The following is a 19243-nucleotide window of genomic DNA, read 5'->3' as shown; positions in this document are numbered from 1 at the left end:
TCCACGACACGTACCAGATCCGTCACAAGTCCCCGGCGTTTCGTCGGCGTCCTCATCAGCGCTGCCTAGGGTGGAGGGAACACCGCGTTTCCGGCCCGGCCGGTTGCGCCCGGCCGCGAGACCCCTGGGGGATTTGCACCATGCGCAGTGGCGCGAAGATCGGCATCATCACCGGCGTGTCCATCGTCGTCCTCGCGGGCGGCGGCTACGGGGCGTACAGCCTGATGGGCGGCTCGGACTCCGGGTCCGGCAGCAAGCCCCGCACGGTGGTCGCCGACCCGCCCTCGGCCGACCAGGCGGCGAGCGGTGCGAAGGACTTCCTGGCCGCCTGGGCCTCCGGCGACATCGCGAAGGCGGCCTCGCTCACGGACGACCCGGCGGCCGCCACCACCGCGCTGACCGCCTTCAAGACCCAGGTGAAGCCCAGCGCGCTGACCCTCACCCCGGCCGGCCCGGCCACCCCGCAGGCCTTCGCCTCGGCCACCGGCACGCCCGCCCCGGCCAAGCCCACCGGCGCCGCCTCGGCGACCCCGTCGGCGACCGGCACCCCCGGCGCGAGCGACTCGCCCTCCGCCGCCCCCGGGCCGACCGGCGTGCTGATGGGCTTCAAGGCCCGCGCCGAGTTCGAGGGCACCAGCCGGGTCTGGGACTACAACGGCTTCCTGGGCGTCGTGAAGATGAGCGACAACACCCCGGCCGTGCACTGGGCGCCCTCGGTGATCCACCCGCACCTGTCCGGCAACGAGACGATCGCCACCCAGCAGGTCTTCGCCCCGCCGTCCACCGTGGTGGACCGCAACGGCAAGACGCTGCAGGGCGCCTCGCTCACCCCTGCGCTGATGGCCAGCCTGCAGGAGAACGCCCGCAAGCTGCTGCCGCCGGACCCGAACAAGGACCAGGACGCGGGCAGCGCGGTGGTGATCACCGACCCGTCCGGCAAGACCGCTGCGGACAGGCTGTTCACCATCGTCGAGCCCAAGCCCGGCAAGCCGTTCAAGGTGACCATCGACAACACCCTCCAGGCCGCCGCCGAGAAGGCGATGACCGACCTGGGCGGCAAGCAGGGCTCCATCGTCGCGATCGAGCCGAGCACCGGCCAGGTGCTGGCCTTCGCCAACGCCCCGGCCACCGGCCAGAACCGGGCCTTCACCGGCCTGCTCGCCCCCGGATCGACGATGAAGATCGTCACCTCGACGGCCCTGCTGGAGGCCGGGCTCACCCCGGACTCCCAGGTGGCCTGCCCGGAGAAGAGCAGCAACCCGGTGGCGATCCCGAACGACTTCCCCGGCGCCTTCCCGGACTACACGCTCCAGAAGGACTTCATGGTGTCCTGCAACACCGCCTTCATCAACCAGGGCCTGACCAGCCTCAAGCCCGAGACGCTCGCCGCCACGGCCAAGGACGTCTACGGCATCGGGCAGGAGTGGAAGACCGGCCTGCCGAACGCCGACGGCAGGGTCCCGGCGACCCCGGGCAGCAAGGACGAGCAGGCCATGAACTACATCGGCCAGGGCAAGGTCCAGATGAACCCGCTGGCCATGGCCTCGATCACGGCGACCGTCCAGAGCGGCTCGTTCAAGCAGCCGATCCTGGTCGCCGGCCTGCCGCAGCAGCAGGCGGCCCGGCAGATCTCGCCGGACGTCGCCGCCAAGCTGCGCGCGATGATGAACGCCACCGCCGTCGGCGGCACGGCCAGCCAGGTGATGTCCGGGATCACCGACAACGCGGGCGCCAAGACCGGCTCCGCCGAGGTCCAGGGCGCCTCCACCACCAACAGCTGGTTCACCGCCTTCCGCGGCAACCTCGCGGTCGCCGCCGAGGTCCAGGGCGGCGGCCACGGCGTGGACGCGGCCGGCCCGGCCGTCGCCTCGCTGCTCAAGGCCGGCCACTAGGACGTCACACGCGCTGGAGCCCGCCACGCCGTCACCGGCGGGCGGGCTCCGCCGCGTCACGGCCCGTCGGCGGGCCGGCTCAGCTCCGCGGCACGGCGGGCGCCGGCACGTCCGGCAGCGGGCGCGGCGGCACCGGGCGGCTGCTCCAGCGCCGGGCCGCCAGCCGGGGCCAGATCATCAGCACGGCCGGCAGCGCCAGGTACCCGAACCGCCCGGCCGGGGCGAGCGTGAAGGCGATCGCCAGCCCGGCGGCCAGCAGGTCGGCGGCGGCTATCGCGGAGACCGGCGGCCGGGCCAGCAGCCAGATCGCCACCCCGATCAGGGCCGTCGTCATCAGCGCCAGTGAGACGGAGTGCCCGGTCGGCCCGAAGCCGGCCAGCACCTTCCCGGGCAGCGGGCTGCCGGCCGGGGTGCGGATCGCGGTCATCCCGAGCGGGAAGCGCACCACCTGGTCGCGCAGCGCCTGCGGCTGGGTCAGCACGGACGGCAGCAGCACCGCCGCGCTCACCCCGACCCCGATCAGCGCGGTGCGGGCGGCGGGCCGGCGGCCGTACAGCCGCCACAGCAGCAGGACGGCGACCGGCAGGGCGGGCCAGGCGGTCCACTTGAGGGTGCAGGCGAGGGCGAGCACCAGCCCGGCAGCGACCGTGCGGTCCCGCTCGGCGAGCGCCATGGCCAGGCAGCAGACCCCGATCAGCGGCAGGTCCACCCCGCCGACGACGAGGGCGAGCGCTATCAGCGGCGAGGCGGTGAGGACGGCCAGCGGCAGCAGCGGTGCCCGCTGGCGGGACGGCCGCAGCAGCCGCCAGGCGCCCAGCAGGCAGGCGACGAAGGTGAGGGCGAACCAGATCCGGGCGTCCCCGGCGACCCGCGCGAAGGCGGTGGAGTTGCCGAGCAGCTGGCGCGGCAGGCCGAACAGGGACATCGCCGGCAGGTACGGGTTGTAGTCGGTGACCACCACCGGGTGCGGGAGGTAGACGTCGCCGGTGCCGAGCAGCAGGTGGGCCGAGCGTTCGACCACCATCACCTCGGACTGGTGCCGGCCGGTCACGGCGAGCAGTCCGAGCGGGGCCAGCACGGCTCCGAGCAGGGCGACCACGGCGGCGGCCTCGGCCGCGAAGCGGCGCGGCAGGGTGAGGCACAGCAGCCCGGCCACGACGTAGGCGGGAGCCGCGACCAGGCCCCACAGCCGCTGGTTGGCCAGGTCGGAGACGACCGGGAAGGCGGCGGCCCAGCCGGCCGCGATCAGGCAGCCGAGCAGCTGGACCCAGCGCAGCGAGGCGAGCCGGGCGGGATTCCACCGATCGGGCGTGGGCGGAAAGGCGCTCTCGCCACGCTGTCGGGGGAACGGCCGGGTGGAGAAGCCCCTCGGCGGCCGTCCCGGTCTGGACGGCAGTTCGGCGCTGATGGACTGGGCCGGCGTTCTGGCGCGGCCGGTGAAGCGGCCGCGCGGGCGGGAGAAGCCGGGCGTGCGGGTGCTCACCATGGTGGAAGGTTATGGGTGCGGGGCGGGCGCTGTCGCCATCGCGTCGGGCTTCCGCCGGCGGTTTACGCGCGTAGGGCCGCCCGGTGTCGTACCTGGCGGCGGCCCTTCACGATTGGGTAACGGCACGGTCAGCCGGCGTTGGTGTCGACCGGGACCTGCTCTTCGGCCCGCTCCAGCCGGGAGTGCTTGATGCTGTAGCCGAAGTAGACGGCCACGGCGACGGCGAGGGCGATCGCCCCGGCCCGGAAGGTGTCGGCGTGCAGACCGGTGATCAGGTAGACGCAGAAGCCGACGCTGAGCAGCGGGACGACCGGGTAGCCGGGGACCTTGAAGCCGCGCGGCAGGTCGGGCTGGGTGCGGCGCAGGACGATCACGCCGACCGAGACCACGGAGAAGGCGATCAGGGTGCCGAGGCTGGTGATGTCGGCCAGGACGTCCAGCGGGATGAACGCGGCCAGCGCGCCCACGCCGACGCCCACCACCAGGGTGTTCCAGACCGGGGTGCCGGTGCGCGGGGAGAGCTGGGCGAAGCGCTTGGGCAGCATGCCGTCGCGGCCCATCGAGTACAGGATGCGGGTCTGGCCGTAGATCACCACGAGGGTGACGCTGAAGATCGAGATGATCGCGCCGACCGCGAAGATCATCGCGGGCCAGCTCTGACCGGTGATGTCCTGCATGATCTGGGCGAGCCCGGCCTCCTGGCCGTCGAACGCGGTCCACGGCTGGGCGCCGATGCCGGCCAGGGCGACCAGGATGTAGAGAAGGGTCACCACGACCAGCGAGATGATGATCGCCATCGGCAGGGTGCGGCGCGGGTTCTTGACCTCCTCGCCGGCGGTGGACACGGCGTCCATGCCGATGAAGGAGAAGAAGATGCTGGAGGCGGCCATCTGCACGCCGCCGATGCCGAGCGGCATGAACGGGGTCAGGTTGCCGGACTTGAAGCCGGTGAGGGCGACGCCGACGAACAGCAGCAGGATGATGATCTTGATCCCGACCATGGCCGCGTTGACCTTCGCCGACTCGCTGACCCCGCGGACCAGCAGGAAGCAGACCATGGCGACCAGCAGCAGCGCGGGCAGGTTGAACCAGTGGCCGCCGCCGGGTGCGCCGGAGAGCTGCTCGGGGATTCTGACCCCGAAGGCCAGGTCGAGGAACTTGTTCAGGTACTCCGCCCAGCTCACCGCGATCGCGGAGGCGGAGACGCCGTACTCCATCAGCAGGCAGATGCCGACGCCGAAGGCGACGCCCTCGCCGAGGGTGGCGTAGGCGTAGGAGTACGAGGAGCCGGAGACGGGGATCGCGGAGGCCATCTCGGCGTAGCAGAGCGCGGTGAGTCCGGCGGTGATCGCGGCGATCACGAAGGACAGGATGACGGCCGGTCCGGCCTGCGGGACCGCGCTGCCGAGCACGAAGAAGATGCCGGTGCCGATGGTGGCGCCGATGCCGATCGCGGACAGCTGCCAGAGTCCGATCGAGCGACGAAGGTGGATGCCGGAGCGTCCGCCCTCCTCGGGTGCGCCGGCCGGAAGGCCGTGGCCCTCGCTCTCCGCGATCAGGGTCGAGACGGGCTTGCGTCGCAGCAGACGCGCACCGAGGGTGTTGCTGGTCAAAACTGCGGTCCTTCTAGGCGGGGGAGGGTGTCCTAGCGGCCGGTCACCCGGGACACCGGGGGTGTCATCGGGAACCAACCGAACAAACATGGGACAGTACCCGGCGAAGACACCAGTGTCGCAAACAAACAATACTGATCGGCGCATTGTACGAATTGGCGCACCAGACATAACAAACCGGACACTTCGCACCCGTTGCATCTCCGGGCGTTCCGCTAAACGTCCAGTTCAACACGCCTGACCGGCCTCAGTGGCCCAGCACCGCCCGCATCACCGAGCGGGCGACGGGAGCCGCCAGCGCGCCACCCGTGACGTCCGTGGCGTCACTGTCCGCGACCACCACGGCCACCGCGACCGGCGGCACCGCGTCCGAACCGGCCGGTTTGGCCCAGGCGATGAACCAGGCGTACGGTGTCCCGCTGTTGTCCACCCCGTGCTGGGCGGTGCCGGTCTTCCCTCCGACCACCGCCCCGGCGATCCGGGCGTTGCCGCCGGTGCCCTTCTCCACCGCGTCGGTCATCAGCTTCCGCACCTGCCCGGCCACCTCCGGCGTGATCGCCCGCCGGTAGACCGCCGGCTTCATCCGCTCCACCTCGGTGCCGTCGCTCCTGGTCAGCTTGTCCACGAGCTGCGGACGCATCACCGTCCCGTCGTTGGCGATCCCGGCCGCGACCATGGCCATCACCAGCGGGGTGGCCGCGGTGTCGAACTGCCCGATCGAGGAGAGCGCCAGCTGCGCCCGGTCCATCGAGGTGTCCACGTTGGACCGGGCCGGGCGCACCGGCACGTCCAGCTGCGGGTCGTTGAAGCCGAAGCCCTCGGCCGTCGCCACCACGTTCGACAGCCCGGTCCGCACCCCGAGGTAGCCCAGCACGCTGTTGCAGCTGGCGGTCATCGCGGCGTCCAGCGACAGGCCCGGCCGGTCGCAGTCCGCGTTGTCGTTGACCAGCGGCGTGGCCGTCCCGGGCAGCACGTACGGGAACGGCGCGTCGGTCGGCGCGCCCGGGTCGGTGACCACGCCGGCGGTCAGCGCCGCGGCGGCGGTGACCACCTTGAAGGTCGAGCCCGGCGGGTAGGTCTGGCGCAGCGCCCGGTTGAGCATCGGCTGGTCGGTGTCGGCCTGCAGCCGGTTCCAGGCCGTCCGGTCCGCGCCCGAGGAGCCGGCGAAGCCGCCCGGGTCGTAGGTGGGGGTGCTGGCCAGCGCCAGGATCCGGCCGGTGGCCGGCTCGATCGCCGCCACCGCGCCCTTCTGCTCGCCCAGCCCGCTCATCGCGGCCTGCTGGGCCGCCGGGTCGATCGTGGTGTACACGTCCCCGCCGGGGTTCTGCCGGCGGGAGACCGCGTCCCACAGCGACCAGCCGGTCAGCCGGCCGTCGGTGCCGGTGAGCAGGCCGTCCTCGGTGCCCTCCAGCTGGCTGTTGCCGTACGCCTGGGAGGCGAAGCCGGTGACGGCGGCGTACGTCGGGCCGTCGGTGTAGGTGCGCTTGTAGGCGTACCGGCCGCCGGTGGTCTGCGAGCCGGTCACCGGCCGGGCGCCGACCAGGATGTCGCCGCGCGGCCGGGCGTAGCGCTCGACGGTGAGCCGCTGGTTGGCCTGGTTGCGGTCGAGGTCCCTGGACTCGAACACCTGCACCCGGGTGGCCTGCACGCACAGCGCCCCGACCAGCAGCAGGCAGAAGGTGGCCGCGCGGCGCCCGGTGACCGAGATCCCGGGCAGCCCCTGCGGGCCGTTGCCCTTCGGCCGACCGCCCCCGGCCGGACCGGCCGCCATCACCGCTCCTCCGGCGCGGGCGAGGGCGCGGGGGCCGGCAGCGGCAGCGGCGCCGACCGCCGGGCGTCGTGGCTCATCCGCACCAGCAGCGCGACGACGATCCAGTTGCTGACCACCGAGGAGCCGCCCTGGGCGATGAACGGCATGGTCATCCCGGTCAGCGGGATCAGCGCGAGCACCCCGCCCGCCACCACGAACACCTGCAGGCCGACGGTCGCCGCCAGCCCGATCGCCAGCAGCCGCCCGAACGGGTCGCGCAGCGCGATGCCGGTCCGGAAGCCGCGCGAGACCAGCACCGCGTACAGCAGGAACACCGCGACCAGCCCGGTCAGGCCGAGCTCCTCGCCGATAGTGGCGAGGATGAAGTCCGACTTGGCGGCGAAGCCGATCAGCACCGAGTGCCCGTTGCCCAGCCCGGTGCCCAGCTCCCCGCCCCAGGCGAAGGCGAACAGCGACTGGGCGATCTGGTTGGCGCCCCGGCCCGCCGCGATCGAGCCCAACGGGTCCAGCCAGTCCACCACCCGGCTGTGCACGTGCGGCGAGAGCCAGCCCACCGTCACCGCGCCGACCGCCGCCAGGCCCAGCCCGATCGCGATCCAGCCGGTGCGCGCGGTGGCCACGTAGAGCATCACCACGAACAGGCCGAAGTACAGCAGGGACATCCCGAGGTCCGTCTCCAGCACCAGCACCCCGACGAACGCCGCCCAGATCATCAGCACCGGCCCCAGCACCCGCCCGCGCGGCAGCTGCCAGTGCCAGACCCGGCGGCCGGTGAGCGCCAGCGCGTCCCGGTGCACCGCCAGGTAGGCGGCGAAGAAGACGGCCAGCAGGATCTTGGCGAACTCCCCGGGCTGGAAGGACAGCGGCCCGACGACGATCCAGATCCGCGAGCCGTACACCGGCGGGAAGAGGATCGGCGCCACCAGCAGGACCAGCGCCACCAGCGCCCCGACGTACGCGTAGCGCCGCAGCCGCCGGTGGTCGCGCACCAGCAGCAGCACGGCGATGAACAGCGCCACCCCCAGGCTCGACCAGAGCAGCTGGGCGCAGGCCGCCGCGCGGCCCGGGGTGGCCCGGTCGAGGCGGTGGATCACCACCAGTCCGATCCCGTTGAGCAGCACCGCGATCGGCAGCAGCAGCGGGTCCGCGTACCGGGCCCGCCACCGGACCGTGCCGTGCGCCGCCAGGGCGAGCACGCCGAGCGCGGCCCCGTACCGGGCGGCGTCGGCCGGCACCTCGCCGTCGAGGTTCACGCCCACCTCGACGTAGCCGAACACGGCGGTCAGGACGGCGGCCAGCACCAGCACCAGCTCGGTGGTGCGCCGGCTCGGCACCGGCCGGTTCGGCCGGGCGGCGGATCTCGTCACGGCGGAAGGTGTCGCCACGGGCCGTCCTCGGGGAGGCGGGGAGTCGAAGCGGCGGACCGGGTACGGGCACCGGCGCCTGGACCGTCACCCTAGGGCCTGCCCGGCGGATCCTGTCGGATCAGCACGCGGCGTCGGGCGCCCGGCCGGGCGGGTGCCCGGGCCGGGCTCGTACCGGGCGCACTCCGGCGATCCGGGCGTGCGTCCGGCGGGATGCCTCGGGCACCTCCCTGCCGGAGGCCGGGGGCGCGTCGCGCGTCCGGCAGGATCCGCCGGGCGCGCCCTGACGAGCGCCATCCGCAGGTGCGGGTCCGTCGCCGCAGTGTGTCCGCGACCGCGGACACCGCCCTCACTCCGGCCGCCGCCCGGCCAGCGCCGCCAGCCCGGCCGCGGCCGCGGCGAACAGGACGACGGCCAGCAGCAGTTCCCCCCAGGGCACGGCCGTCCGGCCGGTCCGGGCCGCCGTCACCATCCCGCGCACCGCCGCGTTGGCCGGCGAGACCGGCACCACCAGCGCCGCCGCGGCCAGGCCCAGCGCCGCCAGGATGCCGTAGGGCGCGCGGACCGGCACCGGGCGGTTGCCCAGCGCCCCGGCCAGCGCCCCCAGCAGCACGCAGACCACCGAGGTGGCCAGCCCGGCCAGCAGCGCCGGGCCGACCCCCGGGTCCCGCTGCGCCCCCGGGTCGGCCACCGCCCCGCTGGTCCACCACACCACCGCCACCTCGCCCACCGCCAGCAGCAGACCCGCCGTCAGCGCCGCCAGCAGGGCGCCCAGGTGCACCCGCGCCGGGCCCGCCACCGCGACCAGGCAGGCCCGCGAGGCCGGCGGCTCGGCGGTCAGTGCGCCGCGCACGTACCAGGCGCTCACCGGCACCAGCAGCACCGCGCCGTAGCCGAGCCCGCCGAGCAGCGGGTCCCCCGCCGTCACCCCGACCACCAGCAGCAGCGCGAACGCCAGGAACGGCGGCAGCCAGGCGTGCGAGCGCACCAGCAGTTCCAGGTGGTACCGGATCAGCGCCCCGACCTGCCTCACCGCCGCTCCTCCCGACGACGCACCGCCAGCACCCGTACGGCCGGACGGCCGAGCAGCAGACCGCGCAGCAGTGCGTCCGAGTGCTCGGCCGCCACCGTCAGCCGCACCGCCGTCCCGCCCAGCGCGACCGGCTCCGGCGTGCCGGGCAGCCGCTCCGGCAGCGGGGCGCCGTCCGGGACGTCCACCTCGATCTCCATCACCGGCCCGCCCCCGTCGACCGCCCGCGGCGGCTCCTCCTCCACCGGGCGAAGCCCGCCGTCCGCCCCGACCCGGTAGGCGGCGCTGGTCCGCCCGGCCAGCCGGGCCGGGTCGTGGTCCACGAACAGCACCGCGGCGCCCGCCGCCGCCCGCTCGGCCGCCGCCTCGTCCAGCACCGCCCTGGCCTCGGGGTCCAGCCCGGTCCAGGCCTCGTCCAGCAGCAGCACCCGGGCCTCGGCGATCAGCGCCTGCGCCACCGCGACCTTCTGGCAGGTGCCCTTGGACAGCCGGCTCAGCGGGGTGCCCGCCCGGTCCGCGATGCCGAACCGGTCCAGCCACTCCCCGGACCGCCGCCGCGCCACCGCCTCCGACAGCCCGTGCACCCGGCCGACCCGCAGCAGGTACGAGGCGGCGTCGAAGGGCAGCGCCGGCGGGAAGCGCTCCGGCACGTACGCCGCCGTCCCGCGCCGCACCACCCGGCCGGCGCTCGGCCGCTCGATCCCGGCCACCAGCCGCAGCAGGGTCGACTTGCCGCTCCCGTTCGGCCCGGCGATCCGCACCAACTCCCCCGGCCCCACGGCCAGCTGGACATCGCGCAGGATCCACCGACCGCCCCGCCCGTACCGCTTGCCGACCGCGGTCAGCTCCATCAGCACGCCCGCCTCCCTCCGGAACCCTACGAAGGCTATCCACCGCGGGTAAGGCCGGCGTGAGCACGGCGGGCGGCAAACACCCTCCCGTGCGCCGGAGTTCACGACGGCGCGGGCGACTACACCGTCCGGTCTCGTTTGGCCTTGACGAACTGATGATCCCTAGGATCGGCCGGGTGAATACCGGACGACGACCGAAGACCAGGCTCGGCAGCCTGCTGGCCGCCCTGGCGATAACGGGCGCCTCGCTGCTCCTCGGCCTGCCCGCCTACGCCGACGAACCCTCAGCCGGCGCCTCCCCCACGACCCAGGAGGCCCCCAAGGTCGACCTGATCCTGGACGTCAGCGGCTCCATGAACATCGCCGACATCCAGGGCAAGAGCCGCATCTCGGTGGCCCAGCAGTCCCTGGGCGAGGTGATCGACGCCCTGCCCGCGGAGACCGAGTTCGGCATCCGCACCCTCGGCGCCACCTACCCCGGCAACGACAAGAACATCGGCTGCCAGGACACCAAGCAGCTCTTCCCGGTCGGCAGGACCAACAAGGTCGAGGCCAAGACCGCGGTCGCCACCCTGCGCCCCACCGGCTGGACCCCGATCGGCCTGGCCCTGCGCGGCGCCGCCCAGGACCTCGGCAAGGGCGACGCCACCCGCCGGATCGTGCTGATCACCGACGGCGAGGACACCTGCACCCCGCCCGACCCGTGCGACGTGGCCCGCGAACTCGCCTCCCAGGGCATCCACCTGGTGGTCGACACCCTCGGCCTGGCCCACGACGACAAGACCCGCCAGCAGCTGCTGTGCATCGCCAACGCGACCGGCGGCACCTACACCGACGTCCGCACCCCGCAGCAGCTCACCGACAAGGTGAAGCAGCTGGTCGACCGCTCCAACGACACCTACACCGTCAACCCGGTCAAGACCGCCGGCACCGACAAGTGCGAGAGCGCCCCGGTGCTCACCCCCGGCGTCTACAGCGACCGGGAGAAGTTCTCCGAGCACCGCGTCTACAAGGTCCCGGTCAAGGCCGGCCAGGAGCTGCGCGCCTCGGTCAGCGTGGGCCTCGACCGCGCGGTGGCCCGGGACTACGGCGTGCTGCTCCAGGCCACCAGTGCCACCGGCCAGGAACTGGTCCGCGGCACCGACGCCGGCAGCACCCGCACCGACGTGATCTCCACCGGTCTGCGCTGGTCCACCAACGACTCCAAGGGCTACGTCACCGCGAGCCCGACCTCCTCGGCCAAGGACAAGGACAAGCCGGACACCACCGTCTGCCTGGTCGTCAGCAACTCGCTGGCCCCCCAGGCCGGCGTCCAGGCCGACCCCGGCATGCCGCTGGAGCTGACCGTGGACCTCGCGTCCGCCTCGCCCGCCCCCGAGGGCGCCGCGATGGGCCTCGGCCGCGGCTGGATCCTGCTGCTCACCCTCACCCTGGCCGGCCTGTTCTTCGGTCTGCTGGCCGGCTGGATCGCACGCTGGCGAATCGCCGTCTGGCGGGAGAACTGATCATGCGTACGACGATCCGCGGCGCCCTCGCCGCCCTCGCCCTGCTGCCCGCCCTCGCGCTGGGCGCCCCGGCCGCCTCCGCCGCCTCGCCGTCCCCGACGGCGACCGCGAGCGGCACCCCGGCCCCGGCCACCAAGGCCGGCACCTCCTTCCTGACCGCGGTCAACCTCTCCCCCGGCCAGGACGCCGATGTCGCCGTCTCCACCGGCGACTACCTGTACTGGGCGTTCGGCGCCTCCGAGGGCCAGACCCCGACGGTCAACCTGTCCGTCAACCTGGCCCCGGCCGCCGACCGGCACGGACCGCAGACCTGGACCGTCGAGGTCTTCGACGGGCTGCGGCGCCGCCAGGCCTGCACCGCCGGCACCCAGAACGCCACCGGCGACCAGAGCGCCACCAGCCTGACGCTGAACTGCACCCTGCGCGAGGTCCGCACCTGGGCCGAACCGTGGTCCGGCGACCCGCTCCCCGGTACGTACTACGTCCGGCTGTCGGTCACCGACGCGCCGCAGCCCGACCTCGGCCTGGCCGCCACCGCCCAGCTGCACGTCGCCGCCAAGGGCAACGCCGACAACGCCCAGCCCGAGGGCGGCACGCTCAAGGCCCCGCTGGTCCCGCCGGTCGGCGGCGGTGCGAGCACCGCCAAGGCCGCGGCCCCGGTCGCGGAGGAGGAGCACTGGTACACCGGCTGGTTCTCCGGCTGGAACAGCCGCTGGTACTGGACCATCGGCGGCGGCTTCCTGGCCGCCCTGGCCGGCGTCCTCGGCTACCACCTGACCCGGCACCCGCGCGGCCACCGGCCCGGCCACTACGGCGCCGTCCCGCCCCAGGGCTCGCACCAGCACGGGTCCTACTCCGAGCGCCCGTAACGGACCCGCCCCCACGAGGGCCGGCCGGACACCTTCCGGCCGGCCCTCCGGCATGTCCGGACGGCCCTAAGCTCGAACCGTGCAACCGCGCGGCCGGATCGTGGTCGGCGTGGACGGCTCCGCGCCCGCCCGCGCCGCCGTCCGCTGGGCCGCCCGCCTGGCCGGCCTCACCGGCGGCCCGCTGGAGGCGGTGGCCGTCTGGGAGTTCCTCCGCCTGCTCGGCGAGCACGGCTTCGTCCCGCCCGCGCTGGACGGCTTCGAGAACGAGCGCCGCGCTGGGGAGATCCTCGCGGAGACGGCCGGCTCGTGCGCCGTCCCGCTCCACCGCCGGCTCCGGACCGGTCCGCCCGGCCCCGCCCTGGTCACAGCCGCGACCGGCGCCGCCCTGCTCGTCCTCGGCAACCGCGGCCGCACCACCCCGCCGGACGCCCCGCTGGGCACCGTCGCCCAGTACTGCCTGCACCACGCGCCCTGCCCGGTGGTGATCGTCCGCGCCGAGCGGATCAGCCCTTGAACAGGTTGTGGCCCACGTCGGACGGCACCTCGTCCTGGACCGGCTTGCTGCCCGGCCCCGGCACGTGCTCGCCGGGCACCGGCTCGGTGCTCTCCCGGTGCAGCAGCACCACGCCGTCCTCGGCCCAGAGCTGCCGGTAGCCGTGCGCCAGCAGCAGCTCGATCCGGTCGGCCTGCTCCCTGTCCGTCTTGAACGGGAAGGAGCGCTTGTCGGACCGGGTCAGCACGTACTCGCGTCCGCGCGGCGTCCCGTCCACCAGCACCACGTCGGTCCGGGCGGTCAGCCTCGGCGCGATCTGGTTGTCCGCCTCCACCGAGGCGCCGTCCGGGATCAGTTTCGCCGCCCGGACCAGCGCGGCCTCGCTCGCCCGGGGCTCCCAGGAGGACGGCACCGCCAGCTGCAGCAGCCCTATCGGCACCGCCGCGACCAGCGCCACCCCGACCGTGCCGAGGCCGAACAGCCGGGCCCGGTGCCTGGTCCGCCCGGGCCGTTCGACGGCGCTCATCCGTCCCAGCACCTCGACGGTGGCGGTCGCCAGGACCGGCCAGAGCATCGAGTCGTAGTGCCGGGCGATCGACCAGTGGTTGGGGTTGCTGGAGAGGATCCGCTCGGCCAGCAGCGGCAGCATGCACAGCACGGTGGCCGAGCGCAGCGGCAGCAGGAACAGGGTGCCGAACAGCCAGAGCAGCAGCAGCGGCTTCAACGGCTGGTCGAAGGCGGTCTGCACCAGCAGGAACGGGTCGTGCAGCAGGTTCCGCAGCGCGTCGCCGCCGTCGTCGCCGAGCGCCTTGTAGTTCCAGTAGTAGCCCGGCTCGCCGCCCATCGCCGGGATCAGCCACTTGATCGCCACCGCCGAGGCGATCGGCCCGCCCAGCAGCAGGCCGGTCCCGGTGAAGCGCCCGGCCCGGTCCCCGGTGCGGCGGGTGCGCAGCAGCAGCACCAGCCCGTACGCGCCGACCAGCAGGCCCAGGTCCTCCTTGGTGCAGCACAGCAGCACCGCGGCGAGCACCACCGTGCCGTAGCGGCGGGCCTGGCCGCGCTCCAGCATCAGCAGGGTCAGCGGGACGGCAAAGGCGACCTCGTGGAAGCCGACCCGGGAGGCGACCAGCAGCGGCCAGCCGAGCGCGTAGACCAGCCCGGTCAGGTCGGCGGCCCGGCGGGCGGTGCGCGGCTCGGCGGCGGCGAAGGCGTGCGCGGCGATCCGCCGGATCAGCGGCACCCCGAGCGCGAACAGCAGCGCCTGCCCGATGATCAGGGAGCGCGGGTCGTCCCAGAGCCAGTACAGCGGGGCGAGCAGTGCCAGCACCGGGGAGAAGTGGTCGCCCAGTAGCGAGAACCCGGGCGGGAACTCGTGGTGGTAGTACTTCAGCGTCGAGACCGGCAGGTGGAAGTGGGAGTAGCCGCGCACGCCCTGGTCGAAGATGCCGAGGTCGAAGCCGCCGAGCGAGACGGAGGCCCAGCCCTGCATGCCGATGGCGCACATCACCGTGAAGCACAGCACGCCGAGCAGCAGGGTGCGCCGGGCGGGCGCGCCCAGGACGGCCGCGGCCCTGCGGGCGGCGGGCGCGGCGGCCAGGGGCGGCGACGGGGTCGCGGTCTGGGTGGTCACGTCGGCTCCGGTCCGTCTCTGGTCCGTCAGGTCCGATTGGTCAGGGCGGGGTCACGGGCGGGGTCGTGATCGGGGCCGCGGTCGAGGTCGAGGTCGCGATCGAGGTCGAGGTCGAGGCCGGAGCCGTGGTCGAGCCTGGCGCCGAGCAGTGCCCAGGCCCCGGCCGAGGCGTCGACCTCCTGCCGCCGGGCGCGGTACAGCCGCAGGCCGATGACGACCAGGAGGGCGATGCCCAGCGGCGGGTAGACCGCGCCCGGCAGCTGCCAGTACCAGGCGACCCCGCGGCCCCAGCGGTGCGGCACGGTCCACATCACGTGGGAGAGGAAGACCACCAGCGTCACGCCCAGCAGCATCCTGCGCCCGGCGCTCCTGGCCTCCGCGGCCAGCAGGGCGATCAGCGGGACGCACCAGACCCAGTGGTGGGTCCAGCTGATCGGGGAGACCAGCAGCGCGGTGAGGGCGGTGCAGACGCCGCCCCAGGCGTCGGCCCGGCGCAGCACCCGGGCGGAGCGCCCGGCGAGCACGGCCACCCCGAGCCCGAGCGCGGCGACCAGCCCGGTGGCGATCAGCCCGACCGTGCCGGGGTCGTTGGCGTCGAGCAGCCGGCAGACGGCCCCGCGCAGCGACTGGTTGTCCACCAGCACGGTGACGCCGACCCGGCTCGGGTCCCACAGGTAGTCGGTCCAGAACCCGTACGAGCCGTCCGGCAGGACGATCCAGCCGACCAGGCCGGCCGCCAGGAAGGTGCCGACGGAGACCAGCGCGGCCCGGATCCGGCCGGTGAGGATCAGGTAGACGGTGAACAGGCCAGGGGTGATCTTGATCGCGGCGGCCAGGCCGATGCCCACGCCCTTGAACCGGCTGCGGTCCGGCCGGGTCAGGTCCCACAGCACCAGGCAGAGGATGACGAGGTTGACCTGGCCGTACTGGAAGGTGGTGTACACCGGCTCCAGCCAGACGCCGAGGCCGGTCGCGAGGATCGTGGCGGCCGGGCGGTACCGCCGGGCCGGCCAGCCGGCCAGCTTGAGCGACAGGTGGACGGCCAGGCCGAGCAGCGCGTAGTTGCCGAGCATCACCAGGATGCGCAGCGGGCTCACGCCGAACCAGGTGCTCGGCACGAACAGCAGCGCGGCGAACGGCGGGTAGGTGGCCGGCAGGTCCCAGCCGGGCAGCCGCATCGCGTACAGGTCGTCGCCGTTGACGACGGCCTGGCCCTCGGCCCGGTAGACGAGCATGTCGACCATGTTCGCCCCGTGCAGGTGCCGTTGTACGACGAAGGCCGCCAGGGACACCACGGCGACGCAGACCGCCGCGACGGTCCGGGAATTCGGTCTTCCGCTCGCCGGGCCGCTGTCGGGCCCCGCCGGGTCCGCCTGCCGCGTCCACCGTTTCAGACCGAACTCGCGCACCGCGATGGCACCCCGTTGAGATAGACCAGATCGTTCCCTCGTCAGCGTCTGGGCCCACCCACCATAACCGACCCCTCCGAGACTCCCCTGAGTCCCAAAGAGCGTCAGATTCCGCTCTGCGAAGGCGGTGTGAGCTCCGTCACGAGGCCGCTGTCCGTTCCCGTGGAGCCCGCAAAACGCGAAATCCCGCCGGGAGTTGACTCCCGGCGGGATTTGGTGGACCGGTCGGAACCGGTCCGTTGGGTGGAGCTGAGGGGATTCGAACCCCTGACCCCCTCGATGCGAACGAGGTGCGCTACCGGACTGCGCCACAGCCCCAACGAGAAGAAACTCTAGCACCTTTCGGAGGGGGTCCGTGACCACCCCCTGGTCGGGGGCGGTCACGGCGGTCATTCGTTGGCCGCGCGGGGGCGGGGCTCCGGGGCCGCGGCCTCGGCGTACTGGTCGAAGAGCGGGGTGCTGCGGGACTCCGCGGGGCGCCCGGCGGTCCAGGTGCCGGGGGCCGACAGGTCGAGGCCTCGGGACACCCGGGGGGCGACCGGCGCGGTGACGTAGGTCGGCAGCGGGACGGGCACCGGCTCCCAGGAGTCCGGGCCGGCCGCACCGCGCTCGCGCATGCCGTCGACCCACTCCTCGTGCTCGGTCGCCTCGGCCACCGCGGAGGCGGAGGCGGCCGGCGCGGTGGCCTCCCCGGCGTCGGCGGCCAGCCGCAGGTGCGGACGGCGGCCGGACCGCTGCTCCGCGGACGGGGCCGGGGCCGGCTCCACCTCGACGGGCGCCCCGACCGTCGGCCGGTCGTCCGTCGGGGCCTCGGCGCGCTGCCGCTCGCGCTGGCGCAGCCGCTCGGCGGCCTGGGCGGCCCGGACGCGGTCGAGCTTCACCTCGTACCGCTGGCGCTCCAGCTTGCGCAGGTGGCCGATGTACAGGGTGAGGAGGAGCGCCGGGACGGCCGGGACCCAGAGGAAGGCGAGGCCGGCCACCGCGGCGACCACCGCGCCGAGGGCGAAGGCCAGGAAGAGGACGGTGACCATCCGGCGACGGCGGGCCAGCAGCCGTGCCCGGCGCTCGCCGCCGACCGCCCGCAAGGGGGCCGGCCGTTCGGCCGGGCGGTCCGTCGGGGGTTCCGGCTCCCGCGCGGCGGGGTCGCCGGGGGCGGCCTCGTCCCGTTCGGGAGGACCGTCGTCGCTCTGCTCGTCGTCACGCGGTTCGTCGCCCAGGGCCCGGGCTGCCCGCCGCTCCAGCGCCGAACGCCCGGCCAGCAGGCGGATGGCGGTGCTGAAGCGTTCCGTCGGGCGCGCCTCGTTGAGTTCGTCCTGCCTGCGGAGCCACATCGGCACCAGATAGGCGGCCCAGGCCCCTACGATGACGGCGTAGATAAGGCCGCTACTGCTCACGATTCACACCGTACGGGCGCCGGGAAGGCCTGGCAGCAATTTGGCGCGGCGTGTCGTGTGATCAAGCTGATTCTCCGACTATTTTGCCGGCATTTGTGACGGTCCGCCACCGGGCCGATGCCATATCGATATTTCTTTCGAACATATATTCAATTAAGCGGTTCCCGACCGGAACTGAGCGCCCGCCAGCGCTCCAGCATCCCCTCCGGGACCTCCTCGGCGGTCAGGGCGTAGACCAAGTGGTCCCGCCAGTCGCCGTCGATGTGGAGATAGCGCGGGCGGATTCCCTCCGAGCGGAAGCCGAGCTTTTCCACCACCCGACGGCTGGGGCCGTTCTCCGGGCGGATGCAGACCTCGATCCGGTGCAGCCCGAGGGCGTGGAAGCAGTAGTTCACCGAAAGCGCCACGGCCGTCGGCATGATGCCCCGGCCGGCCACCGCCTCGTCGATCCAGTAGCCGATGTTGGCCGAGCACATCGAGCCCCAGGTGATCCCGCCGACGGTCAACTGGCCGACCAGCTGGCCCTTGTAGATCACCACGAAGGGCAGCATCCGGCCGGCCGAGGCCTCGCCGCGCAGGAAGCGGACCATCTGCCGGTACGTCGGGCGGGGGCCGGCGGCCCGGCCCGCCGGACCGGGCGGCACGGTGGCCTCCCAGCGGCGCAGCCAGTCCCGGTTGCGGCGGCTCACCTCCTGCCACTCGCGCTGGTCGCGGGCCCGGATCGGGCGCAGCACGACCTCCCCCTCCTGGAGTTCTACCGGCCAACCGGCGTTCAGTGCGCTCTCCCGGAAGCTGGTGCGTCGGGCCGGGGGTGGTCCCCGCCGCCGAGCTGGTCGACGGCGTGGGCGAGCAGCGGTTCCAGGACGGCCAGGCCGTCCCTGACGCCGCCGGTCGATCCCGGCAGGTTGACGATCAGGGTACGTCCGGCGAGCCCGGCGAGCCCGCGGGAGAGTGCCGCGGTCGGCACCTTGTCACGGCCGTGGGCGCGGATCGCCTCGGCGATGCCGGGGATCTGCCGGTCGATGACCCGGGCGGTCATCTCGGGCGTGAGGTCCATCGGCGAGATGCCCGTGCCGCCGGTGGTCAGCACCACGTCGTACCCGGCGGCGACGGCCTCGCGCAGCACGGCCTCGACCGGCTCGCCGTCCGGGACGACCCGGGGGCCGTCCGCGGTGAAGCCCATCGCGGTCAGTCCGGCCACCAGCAGCGGGCCGCCCCTGTCCTCGTACACCCCGGCCGAGGCCCGGTTGGAGACGGTGACCGCAAGCGCCCTCATGCGCCCACCCCGCTTCGCCGGGCAGGCGCCTCGCGCCGCCCGCACCTCCCGACGGTGGACTCGCTCCGCGCGCTCACTCCGCCACCTCCGGCGCGAACCAGTCGCCGCTCTTGCCGCCGGTCTTGCTGAGCACTCGGACCGACTCGATGGCGGCGCCCTTGTCCACGGCCTTGACCATGTCGATCACGGTCAGCGCGGCGACCGTCACCGAGGTCAGCGCCTCCATCTCGACGCCGGTGCGGTCGGCGGTCCTCACGGTGGCGGTGATCTCGACCGCGTCGTCCGCGACGGCGAGGTCGACCTTGACGCCGGAGACCGCGATCGGGTGGCAGAGCGGGATCAGGTCCGGGGTCCGCTTGGCGCCCATGATCCCGGCGATCCGGGCCACCGCGAGGGCGTCTCCCTTGGGCACGCCCTCGCCGCGCAGCAGCTCCACCACCCGCGGGGAGACCCGGACCCGGCCGGCGGCGACGGCGGTGCGCGCGGTGGTGGCCTTCTCGGACACGTCGACCATCCGGGCGGCGCCCTGCTCGTCGACGTGGGTGAGTCGGTCGCCGGGGTTCGGTGTCGTCACGGGTAACTCCAGGGGCGCGCAGGTCGAATACCGCGCTACGGTACCGCTCCCCCCGCACGCCGGGTGCGGCAGCCACTCCCCGCCTG

At 73.9% G+C, this 19243-nt stretch carries 16 protein-coding genes and 1 tRNA gene; 4 read left to right on the top strand and 13 right to left on the bottom strand.

Annotated features, from left to right (window positions below; translation table 11 throughout):
- Window positions 1-140 precede the first annotated feature (140 nt).
- On the top strand, window positions 141-1892 hold the full coding sequence (locus ACFV1W_RS01330) for a penicillin-binding transpeptidase domain-containing protein (protein ID WP_380411758.1): 1752 nt from the start codon (window positions 141-143) through the stop codon (window positions 1890-1892).
- Between the two features lie 79 nt (window positions 1893-1971).
- On the opposite strand, the gene ACFV1W_RS01325 is transcribed toward ACFV1W_RS01330, so the two are convergent.
- The 6 genes from ACFV1W_RS01325 to ACFV1W_RS01300 all read right to left on the bottom strand — a co-directional run bounded on the left by ACFV1W_RS01325 (window position 1972) and on the right by ACFV1W_RS01300 (window position 10007).
- Window positions 1972-3378: a glycosyltransferase 87 family protein gene (locus ACFV1W_RS01325; protein WP_380411756.1), complete on the bottom strand. Its 1407-nt coding sequence runs from the start codon at window positions 3376-3378 to the stop codon at window positions 1972-1974.
- Window positions 3379-3506: 128 nt separating this feature from the next.
- The gene (locus ACFV1W_RS01320) at window positions 3507-5081 is read right to left on the bottom strand and encodes an amino acid permease (protein ID WP_380411754.1); all 1575 of its coding nucleotides are present in this window, start codon (window positions 5079-5081) and stop codon (window positions 3507-3509) included.
- A gap of 157 nt (window positions 5082-5238) precedes the next feature.
- Window positions 5239-6762 (bottom strand): penicillin-binding transpeptidase domain-containing protein, encoded by a 1524-nt coding sequence (locus tag ACFV1W_RS01315; protein ID WP_380411752.1) that lies wholly within the window; start codon window positions 6760-6762, stop codon window positions 5239-5241.
- On the bottom strand, window positions 6762-8129 hold the full coding sequence (locus ACFV1W_RS01310) for an FtsW/RodA/SpoVE family cell cycle protein (RefSeq protein WP_380411750.1): 1368 nt from the start codon (window positions 8127-8129) through the stop codon (window positions 6762-6764). Before ACFV1W_RS01310 ends, ACFV1W_RS01315 begins: the two co-directional genes overlap by 1 nt.
- A gap of 346 nt (window positions 8130-8475) precedes the next feature.
- Window positions 8476-9159, bottom strand: coding sequence for an ABC transporter (locus ACFV1W_RS01305; protein WP_380411747.1), 684 nt, complete (start codon window positions 9157-9159; stop codon window positions 8476-8478).
- Window positions 9156-10007: an ATP-binding cassette domain-containing protein gene (locus ACFV1W_RS01300; protein WP_380411893.1), complete on the bottom strand. Its 852-nt coding sequence runs from the start codon at window positions 10005-10007 to the stop codon at window positions 9156-9158. The genes ACFV1W_RS01305 and ACFV1W_RS01300 overlap by 4 nt, the downstream gene beginning before the upstream one ends.
- Window positions 10008-10183: 176 nt before the next feature.
- On the opposite strand from ACFV1W_RS01300, the gene ACFV1W_RS01295 reads away from it, so the two are divergent.
- The 3 genes from ACFV1W_RS01295 to ACFV1W_RS01285 all read left to right on the top strand — a co-directional run bounded on the left by ACFV1W_RS01295 (window position 10184) and on the right by ACFV1W_RS01285 (window position 12895).
- Entirely contained in the window at window positions 10184-11512 is a 1329-nt protein-coding gene (locus ACFV1W_RS01295; protein WP_380411744.1) for a VWA domain-containing protein, read from the top strand.
- A gap of 2 nt (window positions 11513-11514) precedes the next feature.
- Window positions 11515-12381 carry a peptidase gene (locus ACFV1W_RS01290; RefSeq protein ID WP_380411742.1) on the top strand — a complete coding sequence of 289 codons (867 nt, stop codon included), beginning with the start codon at window positions 11515-11517 and terminating at the stop codon, window positions 12379-12381.
- A gap of 79 nt (window positions 12382-12460) precedes the next feature.
- Window positions 12461-12895, top strand: a complete 435-nt coding sequence (locus ACFV1W_RS01285; protein ID WP_380411739.1) for a universal stress protein — start codon at window positions 12461-12463, stop codon at window positions 12893-12895.
- On the opposite strand, the gene ACFV1W_RS01280 is transcribed toward ACFV1W_RS01285, so the two are convergent.
- The 7 genes from ACFV1W_RS01280 to moaC form a co-directional block, all read right to left on the bottom strand.
- A complete protein-coding gene (locus ACFV1W_RS01280) occupies window positions 12885-14504 on the bottom strand; it encodes a DUF2079 domain-containing protein (RefSeq protein ID WP_380411737.1) in 1620 nt (539 codons plus the stop codon). The two genes, ACFV1W_RS01285 and ACFV1W_RS01280, sit on opposite strands and share 11 nt — an antisense overlap.
- A gap of 26 nt (window positions 14505-14530) precedes the next feature.
- The gene (locus ACFV1W_RS01275; protein WP_380411734.1) at window positions 14531-15739 is read right to left on the bottom strand and encodes a glycosyltransferase 87 family protein; all 1209 of its coding nucleotides are present in this window, start codon (window positions 15737-15739) and stop codon (window positions 14531-14533) included.
- A 418-nt stretch (window positions 15740-16157) separates the two neighbouring features.
- Window positions 16158-16231, bottom strand: a tRNA-Ala gene (locus tag ACFV1W_RS01270).
- A gap of 71 nt (window positions 16232-16302) precedes the next feature.
- Complete coding sequence (locus ACFV1W_RS01265) at window positions 16303-17307, bottom strand: hypothetical protein (RefSeq protein ID WP_380411732.1); 1005 nt, start codon at window positions 17305-17307, stop codon at window positions 16303-16305.
- A gap of 149 nt (window positions 17308-17456) precedes the next feature.
- Window positions 17457-18083 carry a GNAT family N-acetyltransferase gene (locus ACFV1W_RS01260; protein WP_380411890.1) on the bottom strand — a complete coding sequence of 209 codons (627 nt, stop codon included), beginning with the start codon at window positions 18081-18083 and terminating at the stop codon, window positions 17457-17459.
- Window positions 18080-18583, bottom strand: a complete 504-nt coding sequence (locus ACFV1W_RS01255) for a molybdenum cofactor biosynthesis protein B (protein ID WP_380411730.1) — start codon at window positions 18581-18583, stop codon at window positions 18080-18082. The genes ACFV1W_RS01260 and ACFV1W_RS01255 overlap by 4 nt, the downstream gene beginning before the upstream one ends.
- A 73-nt stretch (window positions 18584-18656) precedes the next feature.
- On the bottom strand, window positions 18657-19097 hold the full coding sequence (gene moaC, locus ACFV1W_RS01250) for a cyclic pyranopterin monophosphate synthase MoaC (RefSeq protein ID WP_380411889.1): 441 nt from the start codon (window positions 19095-19097) through the stop codon (window positions 18657-18659).
- Window positions 19098-19243 lie beyond the last annotated feature (146 nt).

Source organism: Kitasatospora sp. NPDC059648 (assembly GCF_042734825.1).
Taxonomy (GTDB): Bacteria; Actinomycetota; Actinomycetes; order Streptomycetales; family Streptomycetaceae; genus Kitasatospora.
The sequence above is the reverse complement of the archived record's forward strand: the minus strand, read 5'-3'. Positions and strand labels throughout refer to the sequence as shown.

Bases quoted from the DNA above. Each gene is read 5' to 3' on its own strand.
- ACFV1W_RS01330 (WP_380411758.1), top strand. From the start codon at position 141: ATGCGCAGTGGCGCGAAGATCGGCATCATCACCGGCGTGTCCATCGTC.
- ACFV1W_RS01325 (WP_380411756.1), bottom strand. From the start codon at position 3,378: ATGGTGAGCACCCGCACGCCCGGCTTCTCCCGCCCGCGCGGCCGCTTC.
- ACFV1W_RS01320 (WP_380411754.1), bottom strand. From the start codon at position 5,081: ATGTTTGTTCGGTTGGTTCCCGATGACACCCCCGGTGTCCCGGGTGAC.
- ACFV1W_RS01315 (WP_380411752.1), bottom strand. From the start codon at position 6,762: ATGGCGGCCGGTCCGGCCGGGGGCGGTCGGCCGAAGGGCAACGGCCCG.
- ACFV1W_RS01300 (WP_380411893.1), bottom strand. From the start codon at position 10,007: ATGGAGCTGACCGCGGTCGGCAAGCGGTACGGGCGGGGCGGTCGGTGG.
- ACFV1W_RS01290 (WP_380411742.1), top strand. From the start codon at position 11,515: ATGCGTACGACGATCCGCGGCGCCCTCGCCGCCCTCGCCCTGCTGCCC.
- ACFV1W_RS01275 (WP_380411734.1), bottom strand. From the start codon at position 15,739: ATGCTCGTCTACCGGGCCGAGGGCCAGGCCGTCGTCAACGGCGACGAC.
- ACFV1W_RS01255 (WP_380411730.1), bottom strand. From the start codon at position 18,583: ATGAGGGCGCTTGCGGTCACCGTCTCCAACCGGGCCTCGGCCGGGGTG.
- moaC (WP_380411889.1), bottom strand. From the start codon at position 19,097: ATGGTCGACGTGTCCGAGAAGGCCACCACCGCGCGCACCGCCGTCGCC.